Annotated in this window: 19 protein-coding genes and 1 tRNA gene; 16 read left to right on the top strand and 4 right to left on the bottom strand. The window is 61.1% G+C overall.

Translation table 11 applies throughout. The annotated features are described in order from the left end of the window. Window positions 1-16: 16 nt before the first annotated feature. Complete coding sequence (locus J2W23_RS01245) at window positions 17-607, bottom strand: peptidylprolyl isomerase (protein WP_176657992.1); 591 nt, start codon at window positions 605-607, stop codon at window positions 17-19. 77 nt (window positions 608-684) lie between these two features. Then, window positions 685-1,275 carry a tetratricopeptide repeat protein gene (locus J2W23_RS01240; RefSeq protein WP_176657991.1) on the bottom strand — a complete coding sequence of 197 codons (591 nt, stop codon included), beginning with the start codon at window positions 1,273-1,275 and terminating at the stop codon, window positions 685-687. Between the two features lie 203 nt (window positions 1,276-1,478). Here J2W23_RS01240 and cysS point away from each other — a divergent pair, with 203 nt between their 5' ends. From cysS to J2W23_RS01210, 6 genes are all read left to right on the top strand, one after another. After that, window positions 1,479-2,858 carry a cysteine--tRNA ligase gene (gene cysS, locus J2W23_RS01235; protein ID WP_307647380.1) on the top strand — a complete coding sequence of 460 codons (1,380 nt, stop codon included), beginning with the start codon at window positions 1,479-1,481 and terminating at the stop codon, window positions 2,856-2,858. A gap of 17 nt (window positions 2,859-2,875) precedes the next feature. Beyond that, window positions 2,876-3,526, top strand: a complete 651-nt coding sequence (locus J2W23_RS01230) for a DNA-3-methyladenine glycosylase family protein (protein WP_176657989.1) — start codon at window positions 2,876-2,878, stop codon at window positions 3,524-3,526. A gap of 19 nt (window positions 3,527-3,545) precedes the next feature. Then, window positions 3,546-4,526 carry an acetyl-CoA carboxylase carboxyltransferase subunit alpha gene (locus J2W23_RS01225; protein WP_093246974.1) on the top strand — a complete coding sequence of 327 codons (981 nt, stop codon included), beginning with the start codon at window positions 3,546-3,548 and terminating at the stop codon, window positions 4,524-4,526. An 11-nt stretch (window positions 4,527-4,537) separates the two neighbouring features. Next, window positions 4,538-5,512, top strand: a complete 975-nt coding sequence (gene tilS, locus J2W23_RS01220; RefSeq protein WP_307647379.1) for a tRNA lysidine(34) synthetase TilS — start codon at window positions 4,538-4,540, stop codon at window positions 5,510-5,512. 61 nt (window positions 5,513-5,573) lie between these two features. Continuing rightward, window positions 5,574-6,842: an aspartate kinase gene (locus J2W23_RS01215; RefSeq protein ID WP_176657987.1), complete on the top strand. Its 1,269-nt coding sequence runs from the start codon at window positions 5,574-5,576 to the stop codon at window positions 6,840-6,842. A 26-nt stretch (window positions 6,843-6,868) separates the two neighbouring features. Then, window positions 6,869-6,961: transfer RNA gene (locus J2W23_RS01210), tRNA-Ser, on the top strand. Here the strand turns inward: J2W23_RS01210 and J2W23_RS01205 are convergent. Continuing rightward, the gene (locus J2W23_RS01205) at window positions 6,929-7,291 is read right to left on the bottom strand and encodes a hypothetical protein (RefSeq protein WP_307647378.1); all 363 of its coding nucleotides are present in this window, start codon (window positions 7,289-7,291) and stop codon (window positions 6,929-6,931) included. The two genes, J2W23_RS01210 and J2W23_RS01205, sit on opposite strands and share 33 nt — an antisense overlap. Before the next feature lie 567 nt (window positions 7,292-7,858). Between J2W23_RS01205 and J2W23_RS01200 the strand changes: the two genes are divergently transcribed. The 10 genes from J2W23_RS01200 (at window position 7,859) to J2W23_RS01155 (ending at window position 13,833) form a co-directional block, all read left to right on the top strand. Beyond that, window positions 7,859-8,170 (top strand): hypothetical protein, encoded by a 312-nt coding sequence (locus J2W23_RS01200; RefSeq protein WP_307647377.1) that lies wholly within the window; start codon window positions 7,859-7,861, stop codon window positions 8,168-8,170. Next, window positions 8,170-8,325: a hypothetical protein gene (locus J2W23_RS01195; protein ID WP_307647375.1), complete on the top strand. Its 156-nt coding sequence runs from the start codon at window positions 8,170-8,172 to the stop codon at window positions 8,323-8,325. The genes J2W23_RS01200 and J2W23_RS01195 overlap by 1 nt, the downstream gene beginning before the upstream one ends. Further along, a complete protein-coding gene (locus tag J2W23_RS01190; RefSeq protein ID WP_307647374.1) occupies window positions 8,325-8,609 on the top strand; it encodes a hypothetical protein in 285 nt (94 codons plus the stop codon). Before J2W23_RS01195 ends, J2W23_RS01190 begins: the two co-directional genes overlap by 1 nt. Continuing rightward, the gene (locus J2W23_RS01185) at window positions 8,609-8,821 is read left to right on the top strand and encodes a hypothetical protein (protein WP_307647373.1); all 213 of its coding nucleotides are present in this window, start codon (window positions 8,609-8,611) and stop codon (window positions 8,819-8,821) included. The genes J2W23_RS01190 and J2W23_RS01185 overlap by 1 nt, the downstream gene beginning before the upstream one ends. A gap of 2 nt (window positions 8,822-8,823) precedes the next feature. Continuing rightward, on the top strand, window positions 8,824-9,066 hold the full coding sequence (locus J2W23_RS01180) for a hypothetical protein (protein WP_307647372.1): 243 nt from the start codon (window positions 8,824-8,826) through the stop codon (window positions 9,064-9,066). A gap of 89 nt (window positions 9,067-9,155) precedes the next feature. After that, window positions 9,156-9,380, top strand: a complete 225-nt coding sequence (locus J2W23_RS01175; protein ID WP_307647371.1) for a major capsid protein — start codon at window positions 9,156-9,158, stop codon at window positions 9,378-9,380. A gap of 1,031 nt (window positions 9,381-10,411) precedes the next feature. Beyond that, on the top strand, window positions 10,412-10,951 hold the full coding sequence (locus tag J2W23_RS01170) for a virulence factor TspB C-terminal domain-related protein (protein WP_307647370.1): 540 nt from the start codon (window positions 10,412-10,414) through the stop codon (window positions 10,949-10,951). A gap of 10 nt (window positions 10,952-10,961) precedes the next feature. Beyond that, entirely contained in the window at window positions 10,962-11,252 is a 291-nt protein-coding gene (locus J2W23_RS01165; RefSeq protein ID WP_307647369.1) for a DUF2523 family protein, read from the top strand. Beyond that, window positions 11,249-12,364: a zonular occludens toxin domain-containing protein gene (locus J2W23_RS01160; protein ID WP_307647368.1), complete on the top strand. Its 1,116-nt coding sequence runs from the start codon at window positions 11,249-11,251 to the stop codon at window positions 12,362-12,364. Before J2W23_RS01165 ends, J2W23_RS01160 begins: the two co-directional genes overlap by 4 nt. Window positions 12,365-12,891: 527 nt before the next feature. Beyond that, the gene (locus tag J2W23_RS01155) at window positions 12,892-13,833 is read left to right on the top strand and encodes a rolling circle replication-associated protein (protein WP_307647367.1); all 942 of its coding nucleotides are present in this window, start codon (window positions 12,892-12,894) and stop codon (window positions 13,831-13,833) included. On the opposite strand, the gene J2W23_RS31370 is transcribed toward J2W23_RS01155, so the two are convergent. Beyond that, the gene (locus J2W23_RS31370; protein ID WP_373423856.1) at window positions 13,830-14,051 is read right to left on the bottom strand and encodes a DUF6019 family protein; all 222 of its coding nucleotides are present in this window, start codon (window positions 14,049-14,051) and stop codon (window positions 13,830-13,832) included. The genes J2W23_RS01155 and J2W23_RS31370 overlap by 4 nt on opposite strands. Window positions 14,052-14,134: the final 83 nt, after the last annotated feature.

Here is a 14,134-nt window from a genome sequence, read left to right as displayed (position 1 = left end):
GGAAATTGGGGATGAATTACTTCGCCAGCGTGGCGGATTGGATGGTGATGGTCTCGACAGGCACGTTCTGCATGCCGCCCTTGTTGCCGGTCTGCACGGCGCGGATCTTGTCGACCACGTCGGTGCCGGACACGACCTTGCCGAACACCGTGTAGCCGTAGCCGTCGGGGTTGGGCGCGTTGAGCGAGTCGTTGTTCTTCACGTTGATGAAGAACTGCGAGGTGGCCGAGTTCGGGTTGCCGGTGCGCGCCATGGCGATCGTGTACTTGTCGTTCTTCAGGCCGTTGTCCGCTTCGAGCGGGATCGGCGCGCGCGTGGGCTTCTGCTTCATGTCGGCGGTAAAGCCTCCGCCCTGGATCATGAAGCCGTCGATCACGCGGTGGAACACCGTGCCGTCGTAGTGCTTGTCCTTCACGTACTGCAGGAAGTTCTCGACCGTCTTGGGTGCCTTGGCCGCATCGAGCTCGACCACGATGTCGCCGGCCGAGGTGGCCAGCTTCACGCGCGGTGCGGCTTGCTGCGCGTAGCCGGTGGCGGCGAAACCGATGGCCGCGGCCAGGATGAAGGCGTTGCGGCGGCTGAATCTTGAAAAGGCGTGGATCGTCAAGTGATGCTCCGTTTGCGAAAGGGGGGAGGGCGCGGACCGTGCAACGAATACGTCGCACCGCCCGTGCCGGCAGCGGCTTACTTGCTGGACTTGCCGACCGGCTTGCGGATGACCGGAGGCGCAGCCGGCAGCGCGGCGGCTTCGGCTTCGGCCTTGGACGTGAAGATCTGGCGGATCAGCACGAGCTTGGGCGCGACGCTGGCGTTGGTGCTGGCGAACTGCTGCGCCTTCACGTACTCCTGAGCCGCGAGGCGCGCATACACGTCGCCGAGGTTCTCGTGCGCGGTCGCGTAGTTCGGATTGAGCCGGAGGGCGGTTTCGAGCGCGGCGCGTGCCTGGTCGAACTTGCTCTGCGAGGCATACAGCGCCGCGAGATTGTTGTAGGGCTCGGGCAGCTCGGGGAAGTCTTGCGTGAGCTGGGTGAAGGCGATGATGGCCTCGGGCTGCTTGTTCTGCTCGGTGAGGATCACGCCGCGCAGAAAGCGCATCTGCGGATCGCGCGGCTTGCCGGCGATGTAGGTGTCGGCCTTGGCGAGCGCTTCGGTGGCCTTGCCTTGACGCAGCAGAAGGTTCACTTCGTCGTACTCGTTGGCATGCGCAACGGAACCCCACAGGCTGAACAGGAGCGCGAAGGCGATGGAAAATTTGGTGAACACGGCGTGCTTCATGAAGCCTCGGCAGGATTGGGGAATGCGGGCCTGGAGAACACCCGGGAGGGACGCGGCAGCAGGCTGCGGCGGCCGTTTATACTGCGTTGCATTGTAGCCGAGGGGCCATGTCCAACCCCTCGTGGCCACTGTCCCCGTCACCCCTGAAATACCCCGTCGTTCGCCCGTGCCGCACGTGCGCGAAGCGACGCTTTCCGAGTCTCATGAGTCTGCGCATCTACAACACGCTGTCGCGTGAATTGGAGGAATTCTCCCCATTGCAACCTGGCAAGGTGCGCATGTACGTTTGCGGCATGACGGTCTACGACTACTGCCACCTGGGCCATGCCCGCTCGATGATCGCCTTCGACGTGGTGCAGCGCTGGCTCAAGGCCAGCGGTTTCGATGTGACCTATGTGCGCAACATCACCGACATCGACGACAAGATCATTCGCCGCGCCGTGGAAAACGGCGAGAGCATCCGCGCACTGACCGATCGCATGATCGATGCGCTGCACGAAGACGCCGATGCCCTCGGCATCGAGCGCCCCACGCACGAGCCGCGCGCCACCGACTACATCCCGCAGATGCTGTCGATGATCGGCACGCTCGAGAAGAAGGGCCTGGCCTATCGCGCCGAGAACGGCGACGTGAACTACGCGGTGCGCAAGTTCCCGGGCTACGGCAAGCTGAGCGGCAAGTCGATCGACGAGCTGCACGCGGGCGAACGCGTGGCCGTGCTCGACGGCAAGGACGACCCGCTCGACCCCGTGCTCTGGAAGAGCGCGAAGGCCAGCGAGCCCGAAGAGGTCAAGTGGGCCAGCGAGTTCGGCGCCGGTCGTCCGGGCTGGCACATCGAGTGCTCGGCCATGGCCTGCGCGCTGCTGGGCGAAACGCTCGACATCCACGGCGGCGGCGAAGACCTGCAGTTCCCGCACCACGAGAACGAAATCGCACAGAGCGAAGGCGCCAACGACAAGCCGCTGTCCAACTACTGGATGCACAACGGCTTCATCGTGACCGACAACGAGAAGATGTCCAAGAGCCTGGGCAACTTCTTCCTGATCCGCGATGTGCTGAAGAAGTACGACGCCGAGACCATCCGCTTCTTCGTGCTGCGCGCGCACTACCGCCGGCCGCTCAACTACAGCGACGTGCACCTGGACGACGCGCGCAACTCGCTCACGCGGCTGTACACGGCGCTCGACCTGGTGACGCCGGCCGAGGTGACGGCAATCGACTGGAACGACCCCTACGCCGCGCGCTTCAAGGCCGCGATGGACGAAGACTTCGCCACGCCCGAAGCGGTGGCCGTGCTGTTCGACCTGGCGGGCGAGGTCAACCGCACGCGGTCGGCCACGCAGGCCGGGCTGTTGAAGGCGCTGGGCGGGTGCGTGCAGATATTGCAGAGCGATCCGAAGAGTTTCCTCCGCGCAGGTGCGACGCTCGACGATGCGGCCATCCAGGTGCAGATCGATGCACGTGCCGCCGCCAAGGCCGCGAAGAATTTCGCCGAGGCCGATCGCATCCGCCAGGGGTTGCTGGACCAGGGCATCGTGCTCAAGGATTCGCCCACCGGCACGAGCTGGACCGTCGCGAAGTGAACGGAACCACCAACCCCATGCCCGCTTCCAAGAACCCGACCGTTCAGATCTACACGCCGGACTATTGGGAAGAGGCCTGCAAGCACCTGGCCAAGAAAGACCGCGTGATGAAGCGGTTGATTCCGAAATTCGGCGAAGCCTGCCTCGAATCGCGCGGCGACGCCTTCACCACGCTGGCGCGCAGCGTCGTGGGCCAGCAGATCTCGGTGAAGGCCGCGCAAACGGTCTGGGACAAGTTCGCCGTGCTGCCGCGCAAGCTGACGCCGGCCAACGTGCTCAAGCTGAAGGTCGACGACATGCGCGCCGCGGGCCTCTCGGCGCGCAAGATCGAATACCTGGTCGACCTGGCCCTGCATTTCGACTCGGGCGTGGTGCACGTCGATGCGTGGAAGGACATGGCCGACGAGCTCATCATCGAAGAGCTCGTGGCCATTCGCGGCATCGGCCGCTGGACGGCCGAGATGTTCCTCATCTTCCACCTGATGCGGCCGAACGTGCTGCCTGTGGACGACGTCGGCCTGCTCAACGGCATCAGCGTCAACTACTTTTCGGGCGACCCGGTCAGCCGCAGCGATGCCCGCGACGTCGCCGTGGCCTGGGCGCCATATTGCAGCGTGGCGACTTGGTATATTTGGCGGTCGCTGGACCCCGTGCCGGTCGCGTATTGAAATAAAACAGGAGAAGACGTTGGCAAAACGAACCTTCCTCGACTTCGAGCAGCCCATTGCTGAACTCGAAACAAAAATCGAAGAACTGCGCTATGTACAGACCGAATCGGCGGTCGACATTTCGGAAGAAATCGATCAGCTCGGCAAGAAAAGCCAGCAACTCACCAAGGACATCTACAGCGACCTGACGCCCTGGCAGATCACCAAGATCGCCCGGCATCCGGAACGCCCCTACACGCTCGACTACGTCAACGAAATCTTCACCGATTTCGTCGAACTGCACGGCGACCGGCACTTTGCCGACGACCTGTCGATCGTGGGCGGCCTCGCGCGCTTCAACGGCGTGCCCTGCATGGTTTTGGGCCATCAAAAGGGCCGCGACACAAAAGAGCGCACTGCGCGCAACTTCGGCATGAGCAAGCCCGAGGGCTACCGCAAGGCCCTGCGGCTCATGAAGACGGCCGAGAAGTTCAAGCTGCCCGTGTTCACCTTCGTGGATACGCCCGGCGCGTACCCCGGCATCGATGCCGAAGAGCGTGGCCAGTCCGAAGCCATTGGCCGCAACATCTTCGAGATGGCGCAGCTCGAGGTGCCGATCATCGTCACGATCATCGGCGAGGGCGGCTCCGGCGGTGCGCTGGCCATCTCGGTCGGCGACCAGCTCGTGATGCTGCAGTATTCGATCTATTCGGTCATCAGCCCCGAAGGTTGCGCGTCCATCCTCTGGAAGACCAGCGACAAGGCGCAGGAAGCGGCCGATGCGCTCGGCATCACGGCGCATCGCCTGAAGGCACTGGGCCTGGTCGACAAGATCGTGAACGAGCCGGTTGGCGGCGCGCACCGCGACCACCGCCAGATGGCGGCTTTCCTCAAGCGGGCGCTGAACGATGCGTTCCGCCAGGTCAGCGACCTGAAGCCGAAGGAACTGCTGGAGCGCCGCTACGAGCGCCTGCAGAGCTACGGCCGTTTCAACGACACCAAGGCCGACACCGGCAGATAAGCAAGCCCCCCATGAGCGAAGCCTTCGAACGCGCCATGGCCGCGTTCGAGCCGGCGCAGTGGCCGCTGGCGGTGGGCTTCAGTGGCGGTGCGGACTCCACCGCCTTGCTGGCCGCCTGCGCATCGCGCTGGCCGGGGCAAGTGGTGGCTTTTCATGTGCATCACGGACTGCAGGCCGCGGCCGACGATTTCGAGCGGCATTGCGAAGCGGTGTGTGAGAGGCTCGGCGTGCCCCTCGTCGTGCATCGCGTCGATGCTCGACATGCGCCGGGCGACAGCCCCGAAGATACGGCTCGACGTGCGCGTTACGAAGCCTTCGCCGTCATGGCCCGCGCCGGCGATGCGCAGCGGCCCCCCATTTCATCGATCGCCCTGGGGCACCATGCCGACGACCAGGTCGAGACGCTCCTGCTGGCGTTGTCGCGTGGCGCGGGGCTTCCGGGCCTGTCGGCCATGCCGGCGTGCGCCGAGCGCAATGGTCTGAGCCTGTACAGGCCGCTGCTCGCGGTGCCCGCGGCCGATATCCGCGCGTGGCTCGCGCAGCGCGATCTGTCCTGGATCGAAGATCCGAGCAACGGCGACGCCCGCTACACCCGCAACCGGATTCGCGCGGTGCTGCTGCCCGCGCTGGAGCAGGCGTTTCCGCAGTTCCGCGCTACCTTCGCGCGCAGCATCGGCCATGCGGCGCACGCGCAGCAACTGCTGCTCGAACTCGCCACACAGGACCTGGAAGCCGTGGGCGACCCGCCCCTTATCACGGCGCTGCAGGCGCTTTCACGGGCCCGCCAGGCCAACGTGCTGCGCCACTGGCTGATGCAGTCGCACGGCTGCGCCCCCAGCGCAGCGCAGCTCGACCAGCTGCTCGACCAGGTCCGCGCGTGCACCACGCGCGGCCACCGCATCCACCTCAAAGTGGCCGGCGGTTTCGCCGAGCGGAGGGGGGGCAGGCTGCATTGGTACAATGCCCCGCCCTCGCCGAAGACTTAGCTCCCACAGCTTGCAGGGCGCCGCCTATACAGCGGCCCTTTTCTTTTCTCTGATTTCACCCATGGCATTGATCGTTCACAAATACGGCGGTACGTCGATGGGCTCGACCGAGCGCATCAGAAATGTCGCCAAGCGCGTCGCCAAGTGGGCGCGCGCCGGCCACCAGATGATCGTGGTTCCGAGTGCCATGAGCGGCGAAACCAATCGCCTGCTCGGCCTCGCCAAGGAACTGGCGCCGAGCAAACCGGGCGATGCCCACAACCGCGAACTCGACATGCTGGCATCGACCGGCGAGCAGGCTTCGTCCGCGCTGCTGGCCATTGCGCTGCAGGCCGAGGGCATGGAGTCGGTGAGCTACGCGGGTTGGCAGGTGTCGGTGCGTACCGACAACTCGTACACCAAGGCCCGCATCGAGAGCATCGACGACGCGCGCGTGATGGCCGATCTGAACGCGGGCAAGGTGGTGGTCATCACCGGCTTCCAGGGCGTGGACGACGCAGGCAACATCACCACGCTGGGCCGTGGCGGCAGCGACACCTCGGCCGTGGCCATTGCGGCGGCCATGAAGGCGCACGAGTGCCTGATCTACACCGACGTGGACGGCGTCTACACCACCGACCCGCGCGTCGAGCCCGATGCGCGGCGCCTGACCACCGTGAGCTTCGAAGAGATGCTCGAGATGGCGAGCCTGGGCTCCAAGGTGCTGCAGATCCGCTCGGTGGAATTCGCCGGCAAGTACAAGGTGCCGCTGCGTGTGCTCTCGAGCTTCACCGCATGGGACATCGACATCAATGAAGAGGCCAAGTCCGGCACGCTGATCACTTTCGAGGAAGACGAAAACATGGAACAAGCCGTCGTATCCGGCATCGCATTCAACCGCGACGAAGCCAAGATCTCGGTGCTCGGCGTGCCCGACAAGCCGGGTATCGCGTATCACATCCTCGGTGCCGTGGCGGACGCCAACATCGAGGTCGACGTGATCATCCAGAACCTGAGCAAGGACGGCAAGACCGACTTCAGCTTCACGGTGCACCGCAACGAATACGCCAAGACGATCGACCTCCTGCAATCGAAGGTCATGCCCTCGCTGGGCGCGACCGAGATCGTGGGCGACACCAAGATCTGCAAGGTCAGCATCGTGGGCATCGGCATGCGCAGCCACGTGGGCGTGGCGAGCAAGATGTTCCGTGTGCTGAGCGAAGAGGGCATCAACATCCAGATGATTTCGACCAGCGAGATCAAGACCTCGGTCGTGATCGACGAAAAATACATGGAATTGGCCGTCCGGGCGCTGCATAAAGCCTTCGATCTGGACCAACCGGCCGCCTGACAGTGGCATAATCTCGGCTTCTTTCAGGAACTGTGACCGAGTGGCCGAAGGTGCTCCCCTGCTAAGGGAGTATGGGGTGTAGAGCCTCATCGAGGGTTCGAATCCCTCCGGTTCCGCCAAGTTGATGAAGCCCTGTTGATCTCCGGATTGACAGGGCTTTTTTCATGTTCTTCTGGAAACGCTGCAAGCATGGCTTTGAAGCCATCTGCAGCTTTTTTTTCGTCTGCGTTTTCTGACTGCTCTAGGTCTTCTGCCATTGCGGTGATGAATGCTCTTGTTGGGTCTTCGCCCAGTACTGCCCGCAGTTTTCCCCTCACTCGCCAATTGCATGGCCGGGTCCCGTTCTTCATCTGAATCAGAGTTGGTGCGGTTGTGTCGAGTAGAGCGGCCAGCTTGACTTGGCTACCTGCGACTTGGGCTGCTGCCTCAATCAGTTCTTTTATGTTCATGGGTGTTGCAGTTTGCGACTGGGTGGTGTAAATTCCGTCTGACTATTGCAGTTTGCGACAGGTTGCAAATTGCTCATTTTAGGAGCCGGCATGCACCAAGTCTGTTTTGTTGCCTTTGCGCAGCACATCGTCTGTCCTCCCCCACCTGCTTCGGCTAACGGCTCAGTGCCGAGTCTGCCGGCTCCTGCTGAGCCCGGGGTGGGGGTGGACACCCCTCGGTTTGATGGTCTCTTTGTTCCGCGTCGTTGCGCCAATGTGAGGCACATGCAGGGTGGCTGGGACAGCGAGTGGTGGGCTGATTGGCAGCTAGATGGTTGTTCGCTTGATGCGCCTGATTTGCTCCCTTCTGGTTCCCATTGCGCCTTTGGGTCGTGTGACCGCGTCTATGCCGATGGCTATGCGGGGTATCGGCCGTGACCCCCGCTCAACGTTGGTCCCTCATTCGTCGTCGTGAGTTCTGGGTACAGGGGAGGCTGTTCTGACTCGCCAGCTCGTAGCCCTCTCGAGAGGGTTTCCGGCTGGCACGTTCGCCAGTGCTTCGTGTAAGCAAACCAAAGAGGAAAAACCATGCAAGGCATCCTGCGTATCTTCAAAATCGATGAGCCCAAAAAGGGCATCTCCACCAAGACCGGCAAGCCCTACGAAATCCACACCGCGCAGTGCGCGCTGCTGACTGACGCTGGCGAACTCGATCAAGTGGGTGTGCTCGATCTGCCGCCCACGTTTCGCGGCAAAGTGACGCAGGGCGACTATCGCGGCACGTACGCGATGGGTGTGAATTTCCAGAACGGCAAGATCGGTCCTGTCCTTACGGACCTCCAGCCGCTGACCCCTCGTCAGCCCTCGGCCCCTGCGCCTTCTGCTCCGGTGAAGCAGTGATGTTCGCCGCGCTCGCTCTCGGCTTCGCAATCGGCATGTTTTTCGCCGCCTTGATCTGGCTCGATGGCGAGCGCGCCGAACGCAACTACCGCATTCAGTGCGCCCGTCGTCGCGACCACAGCAAGGTCCCCGCCATTCGTTGGAGGGCGCAGTGATGACCGCTCACGAGCTTGCATCGGTAGTGGGTGAGGTCATGTCCTTGCTCACCGTCTACGTCTTCGTCGTGGCATTCCTGGGCTACGTCGCCGGGCAGGTCGCAGAGTTTCTCGGTGTCGCCGCGTGGCGTTTCATTGTGCGTCGTCGTAAGCCCGCTCCGTTCGCGGATCGTGTGCGTCGTATCGAGCGTGCGACTCAACGCAATGTCGATCTGCTCCAGCGCATTCGTGCGCGCATGTACCGTGAGGCTGAGCGTCGCGGTGAGACCTTAGAGGGGTTGTGATGGACGTGTTTCACGACATGAGTTCTGTTGTGCCCGCGCCGGTCGTTCGGGCGGTGTGTGCCTCGTTCGGTGTGCTCGGGTTGTTGGTCGTGGCTTCTGTTGCATGGGCGCATTGGCGTGCGTTTGTGGATCGTGATGTGCCGATGACCTTCGGGGAGTGGATGGGTCTTGTCATCGGTTTGTGTGTGTCGCTGTCGTTGTTGGTGGGCTGACCATGTACTGCATCAAAGCCGAACCTTCCACCGTCAACGGTGTTGCACAAGACGTGCTGACTGTCGATCACACGTGCAGCACGGGCTATGTGGTCACCACCAAAGAAGAGCTCGCAAAGCTCACCTACTACATCCAGCCGCTGACGTCCGAGCAGGCTGGGCAGTTGGCCACATCCGTGTTGGCCATCCTTGTGACGGCATGGGCCTTGGGCAGGTTCGTAGCGTTTGTTTGGTCCTCGCGATGACGTGCGGACAGCGTAGCCAGTTGTTGAGCATCGTCGTGAGACGCCCTCGATCTCTGGGTGCGCTGTTGCACCGTCAAACGGAGGTCCAAATGGACATGAAGAAGAAGCGCGCTCGTGCAGCGCTGGTAGGTGTGGCGGCTCTGGCTGCTGCGGGTGGTGCGATGGCTCAATCGACCGGCATCGACGTCTCGGTGGTCACCACCGGCATCGATCAGGCCAAGACCGCCATTACCACCGTGGGTGGTGCCTTGATCGGTCTGGCAGTGGTCGTCATGACCTACCGTTGGATCAAGGGCTTCGTTGCAGGCGGTTAATGCGACTGGGCGGGGGGTCGAAAGGCCCCCCGTTTTTTTATGCCTCTCGATTTTGATTTCTCCAACAACGTCATCCTCTACGTGACCATTGCGGCTACGTGGCTCTTTCTCGTGAGTGCGGGGGGCCGTTGATGCGTCGCTTCATCTTGGGGTTGATGTTCTGTGTCTCATGGGTCGGCGTAGCTCATGCGCTGGTGCCTAAGGCTGTCCAGTACTACGTGTTGATCAGTCCGTTGACGGAGGTCACAGCGCCTAAGGCATCCACTGGCGATCAAGCGTGTCAGCTCGCGACTGTGGCCGCCACTGCGGCGTCGTCATCGTTTGCGCATACGTACCTGTCGTCTGCGACGAACAATTGCTATTTCAAGACCACGAACAAGTCCACGGGTGCTGTGGTGGTTGGCACCAATTCGCAGTCCATCCTGTCCACTGCGCCTGTGTGCCCTGCGAACAGTACTGCTTCAGGTACGGCATGCGCATGTACCGCTCCTTATATCGAGGACTCCACTCATACCTCGTGTGTGGTGCCTCCCAATGATTGTGAAAGCATCGCTGGTACGTCTGCTGGGAGCGTCAAGTGGGAGGGCGGCACGGGCGTATCTCCGGTGGGCGATGTGCACTACTACTGTGATGGGTGGAATCCCAAAGGCGCTGGCAAGTGTGTTGCGATGGCTGAGCGCGAGGGATGTGTTAAGGATGGCGGCATCTGGTATTGCAGTGGGTCTGCCAAGTACACCGGGGCTACTGCGGCCACGTGTACCGGCCTCGGTGGGGCAGGTACCGATCCTCAAGGCTCTACCCCTGTTCCTGCTGATGGCAAAGTGCCTGACAAGCCCGCGCCCGGTACTACGGCTCCTGACCCTTGCCCGCTTGGGCAAGCGCCCGGTGAGGTCAACGGTCGGCGCGTATGTGCACCCACTGGCAGTGATACGCCAACGTCAGCGCGTGACAGTTCGGAGGTCAAGAACCCTGATGGGTCCACCACGCGCACGAACTCCAACACGAATTGCGAGGCTGGTGGTGCAAGGTGTGTGACCGACACCACGAAATGCACCAAGGCATCGGGGGCGACCACTGAGACATGTGAGACCACCTCCACCACGCAGTCTCGTGATGCCAAGTGCGAGCAGGAACCCGGCTCCAATGCATGCAAAAAAGGCGATGAGGAGGGCAGCAAATACGGCGGTAACTGTGCCTCTGGTTTCGTGTGCAAGGGCGATGCGATTCAGTGCGCGATCGCACAGGAACAGAGTCGTGCTCGTTGCGAGTATGAAAACTTCAATGTGCCGTGGAAGCAAACTGGTGCGATCGATGTGACCGATGGTTCCGTTGCGAGCTCGTTCAAGTCGAACGGCGATGCGGGAACGGCTGGTGCCTGGACTTCGTGGGTCAATGCATCGAACGTCACCGCCGCATGCCCTGCTGGCTATCCCATGAATCTTTTGGGTCAGCAATACGTTCTGTCGTTGAAGCCGCTGTGTGATATCGGTGAGGGGTCTCGGCCTATCGTCATCGCTGTGGCGCTTCTGGTGGCCCTGCGCACGTTCTTGATGGTCGTCACGAGAGACTGAGGGAGGTTCTATGCCGTGGTTGGTCGGAATCATCATGACGGCGCTTACCGGCGTCGTCGGTCAGGTGCTCATGCGCATCCTCACCGGGTTGGGCATCGCCTTCGTGTCCTATCAGGGGCTCAATGAGGCCTTCAGTGCGGCTTCAAATGCCATCGATGCATCGTTCGCTGGTGCGCCCTCGGATGTCATCGCCATTCTCAAAATCATGGGCATCTATACCGCCGTGCAAATCTATCTTGCGGCTTGGGGTTCAGCCATCGCCGTCAAGCTTTCGTTCCGTGTCTTGAGGTTCAAGAAATGACCATTCTTCTCATCACCGGCCTCCCTGGTTCTGGCAAGACGTTGCGTGCTTTGTCGGAGGCCGATAGGCATACAAAAGAGGGTCGGCAGGTCTACGTCTCGAACGTCACTGGTTTGACGCGCACCGATTGGAAAGAGTGCGACCCGACCAAGTGGATGGACCTTCCCGATGGGTCGGTGGTGTTGCTCGATGAGGCTCAGGATTTCTTTCCCCAGCGTGGTCCTCGTGACCCGATACCTGAGGCGGTTCAGCGACTCGATAAGCATCGCCATCGCGGCTTTATCTTCATCTTCACTTGTCAGTACCCCAAGCAAATCGACTTTGCGTTGCGCGGTTTCGTGGACCAGCACATTCACATGCGCCGGACCTTCGGGCTCCCGAACTCGGTGGCTATGGAACTCAATCGGGTCATGGATATTGATGACAAGGGCGACTTGAACAAGGCGATCAAGACCACGTTCCGCTACCCCAAAGAGGTTTTCAGTTGGTATCAGTCCGCCACTGTGCACAACATGAAAGTGAGGTTGCCTGCGAAGGTGCTTGCCTTTCCCGTGCTTGTGCTGGGGTTCCTTGGGCTGGTGTGGTTCGCCTACGTGCAGATCAGTGGCTTTGGCGAAAAGCTTGGGGTTGCAGTCAACCCGAACAAGGCCGTTCCTCTTGGAGCCAAACCACCAGGTCAAGCGCAACCGCAAACCGCCGCGGGGGATGTGAACCTGATGGCTGGTGCCGCGCAGGTTAAGGACGTGTCCAGCTTCAAGGCTTATCAGCCACGTGTGCCCGGGCTCGCTTTCACTGCGCCTCGGTATGACGATGTGGCAAAGCCTGCTCGAGCGCCGTACCCCGCTGCGTGCATCGTCAATGTGTCTCAGGGGTGCAAGTGCTACACCCAGCAGGCCACCCCGTACCGCGTGTCCGATGAGCTGTGTCGCCAGTTCGCGGCGAACGGCTTCTTTTTGGATTTCGATCCGGACGGTCGACAAGGGCGCTCAGACCGTCAGGATCGGCGTCAGGCGGCAGAAACCGTCGAAGTCAAGGGGATGGGTGGTCTTTCGGTCTTTGAGGCTCCTGTGCCCGCTCAACAGGTTGCCTCGCGATTCGGGGGGGGAAAGTGAAACGGTTTTCTGTCGCGCTTGATGATGAGGCCTTCGCTCGGTTGGAGGCTCTTCGTGGTCCGTTGGCAAAACGTGAGACTCGATGGGGTTGGTCGAAGCCTTGGTCTCGGGATGCCACTGCGGCGTGGTTGATTCGTCAGGCTTTGCGGTTGTCTGAGGTCGACCGGCTGATTCAAGTCTCTCCGGATCTTGGCCTATTTGATTCAGCTGCTCGAGCAGACATGGGTCGTCGTAAGTCGCGTGGCGTATGAGGTGGGCGCTGTCCCTTGCTGAGCGGATGTCCGGGGGGATGGGGGTGTCCCCCATGGTGGGCGTGTGTTCGTCCTCGTGCCCTGTCGTTCGTCACTGCCACGCCGCCGGAGGGCGCGGAAAGGCCGCAAGGCCGCGCGCCCGGGGCCGCGCGCAGCGCGGCCTAGATTTATCCAATAAACACTTTAGAACACGGGGCTCTTGAAGGTCCCAAAAGGTAAGGCCAGCACCTGCGGCAAACAGGTCTGGCCTTGTGGTCACAGCTACTGGAGATAGCCATGGCGATTGCGATTCTGGACTGGAAGGGTGGTCGTGTCAAAACGGCTGATTTCGCCTCTGGTCGTGTGTCTGAAGTTCAGGTGGTTGATATCACTCGGTCTGGTCCCTTCACTGTCAAAGCTCATGACCTTGGGAATGGTCATTTGGAAATCACGGCTGCTCGACAGCAGGTTGCTACAGAGCTTGATTGGCCTCGGTCACGCATCCTCGATCACATGGAAATGGTGGATCGATATCGCGAGCTTCATGCTGATGAACTGCGGGAGAAATCAATTGCTGTCGCTGCCAATCGTGCCAAGACACGTGTGCGCAAGCTCTGTAAGGCAATGGGTGCTGACACCATGCTGACCCTCACGTACAGGTCCAATATGCAGGACCTGGAGCTTTGCAAGAAGCACCTCAAAGAGTTCGTTCGTCGTGTGACTCGTGAGCTACCTGATTTTGGTCTGGTCGCAGCCTTTGAGGAACAGAAACGGGGTGCTTGGCATGTTCACGGTGCTACCTGTCGCATCCCCAAATTTTTTCATCGGGTCTGCTACTCCAAGCATGGTGTTCCCTCGGTGATTCGGACCAAAAGTTTTGATGTGCTTCGGGCCATTTGGCGCTCTGTGACCAAGGAACATCAGGGCAATGTGGATGTGTCTCGTCGCAAGGGTGGGGATCGCACTCCAGCTCGGATTGCGAGCTATATCGCGAAGTACATTTCCAAAGGCTACGCAGAGGGAGAAAAGTGGTCCAACCGATGGACCAAATTTGGCGTTTCAGAAGTTCCCAAGGCGATAAATATGGGGACAGTGGATCGTCCTCTCGATCTGCTTGATGTGGCATTCAGCTTCCTTTCTCGGGAGCATGAGGTGGTTGGTAAAACCTGCTGGTCTCACTTCGGCGATTGGCTCTATCTGGCCGCAGAGATTCCGAAGCGGCGGTCTGTAGTGGCCTAGTCTGCTCTCAGGTCGGGTAGCCCTGCTGTGTCGTGCTTTGAGCGTGCTGGTGGTCGTTCTGCGCGGGTGCCTCGCTGTGCATCGCGCATGCCGTCTCTTACTCCCCACCGGATCACGAAATACAAGATCGTCAGCATGATGAACATGCCGATCAGGCCAATGGCTAGTTCTGCGAGGAACCACTGTGCGAGGGCGTTTTCAAGCTGTGTTTGGCGCATGGTGTTGCCAAATGTACAGTTTCTTAAAGTTGATGTGTCTCGGCCTAAGCGCGTATGGATTGGGCGTGTCTAACGGAGGGAGG

Source organism: Variovorax boronicumulans, from assembly GCF_030812215.1.
GTDB lineage: Bacteria > Pseudomonadota > Gammaproteobacteria > Burkholderiales > Burkholderiaceae_C > Variovorax > Variovorax boronicumulans_C.
Note: the sequence above shows the minus strand (reverse complement) of the source record. Positions and strands in the feature narration are given on the sequence as shown.

Bases quoted from the DNA above. Each gene is read 5' to 3' on its own strand.
- J2W23_RS01180 (WP_307647372.1), top strand. From the start codon at position 8,824: ATGTACTGCATCAAAGCCGAACCTTCCACCGTCAACGGTGTTGCACAA.
- J2W23_RS31370 (WP_373423856.1), bottom strand. From the start codon at position 14,051: ATGCGCCAAACACAGCTTGAAAACGCCCTCGCACAGTGGTTCCTCGCA.
- J2W23_RS01155 (WP_307647367.1), top strand. From the start codon at position 12,892: ATGGCGATTGCGATTCTGGACTGGAAGGGTGGTCGTGTCAAAACGGCT.
- cysS (WP_307647380.1), top strand. From the start codon at position 1,479: ATGAGTCTGCGCATCTACAACACGCTGTCGCGTGAATTGGAGGAATTC.
- J2W23_RS01165 (WP_307647369.1), top strand. From the start codon at position 10,962: ATGCCGTGGTTGGTCGGAATCATCATGACGGCGCTTACCGGCGTCGTC.
- J2W23_RS01200 (WP_307647377.1), top strand. From the start codon at position 7,859: ATGCAAGGCATCCTGCGTATCTTCAAAATCGATGAGCCCAAAAAGGGC.
- J2W23_RS01190 (WP_307647374.1), top strand. From the start codon at position 8,325: ATGACCGCTCACGAGCTTGCATCGGTAGTGGGTGAGGTCATGTCCTTG.
- J2W23_RS01175 (WP_307647371.1), top strand. From the start codon at position 9,156: ATGGACATGAAGAAGAAGCGCGCTCGTGCAGCGCTGGTAGGTGTGGCG.
- J2W23_RS01230 (WP_176657989.1), top strand. From the start codon at position 2,876: ATGCCCGCTTCCAAGAACCCGACCGTTCAGATCTACACGCCGGACTAT.
- J2W23_RS01185 (WP_307647373.1), top strand. From the start codon at position 8,609: ATGGACGTGTTTCACGACATGAGTTCTGTTGTGCCCGCGCCGGTCGTT.
- J2W23_RS01205 (WP_307647378.1), bottom strand. From the start codon at position 7,291: ATGAACATAAAAGAACTGATTGAGGCAGCAGCCCAAGTCGCAGGTAGC.
- J2W23_RS01160 (WP_307647368.1), top strand. From the start codon at position 11,249: ATGACCATTCTTCTCATCACCGGCCTCCCTGGTTCTGGCAAGACGTTG.
- J2W23_RS01240 (WP_176657991.1), bottom strand. From the start codon at position 1,275: ATGAAGCACGCCGTGTTCACCAAATTTTCCATCGCCTTCGCGCTCCTG.
- tilS (WP_307647379.1), top strand. From the start codon at position 4,538: ATGAGCGAAGCCTTCGAACGCGCCATGGCCGCGTTCGAGCCGGCGCAG.
- J2W23_RS01195 (WP_307647375.1), top strand. From the start codon at position 8,170: ATGTTCGCCGCGCTCGCTCTCGGCTTCGCAATCGGCATGTTTTTCGCC.
- J2W23_RS01215 (WP_176657987.1), top strand. From the start codon at position 5,574: ATGGCATTGATCGTTCACAAATACGGCGGTACGTCGATGGGCTCGACC.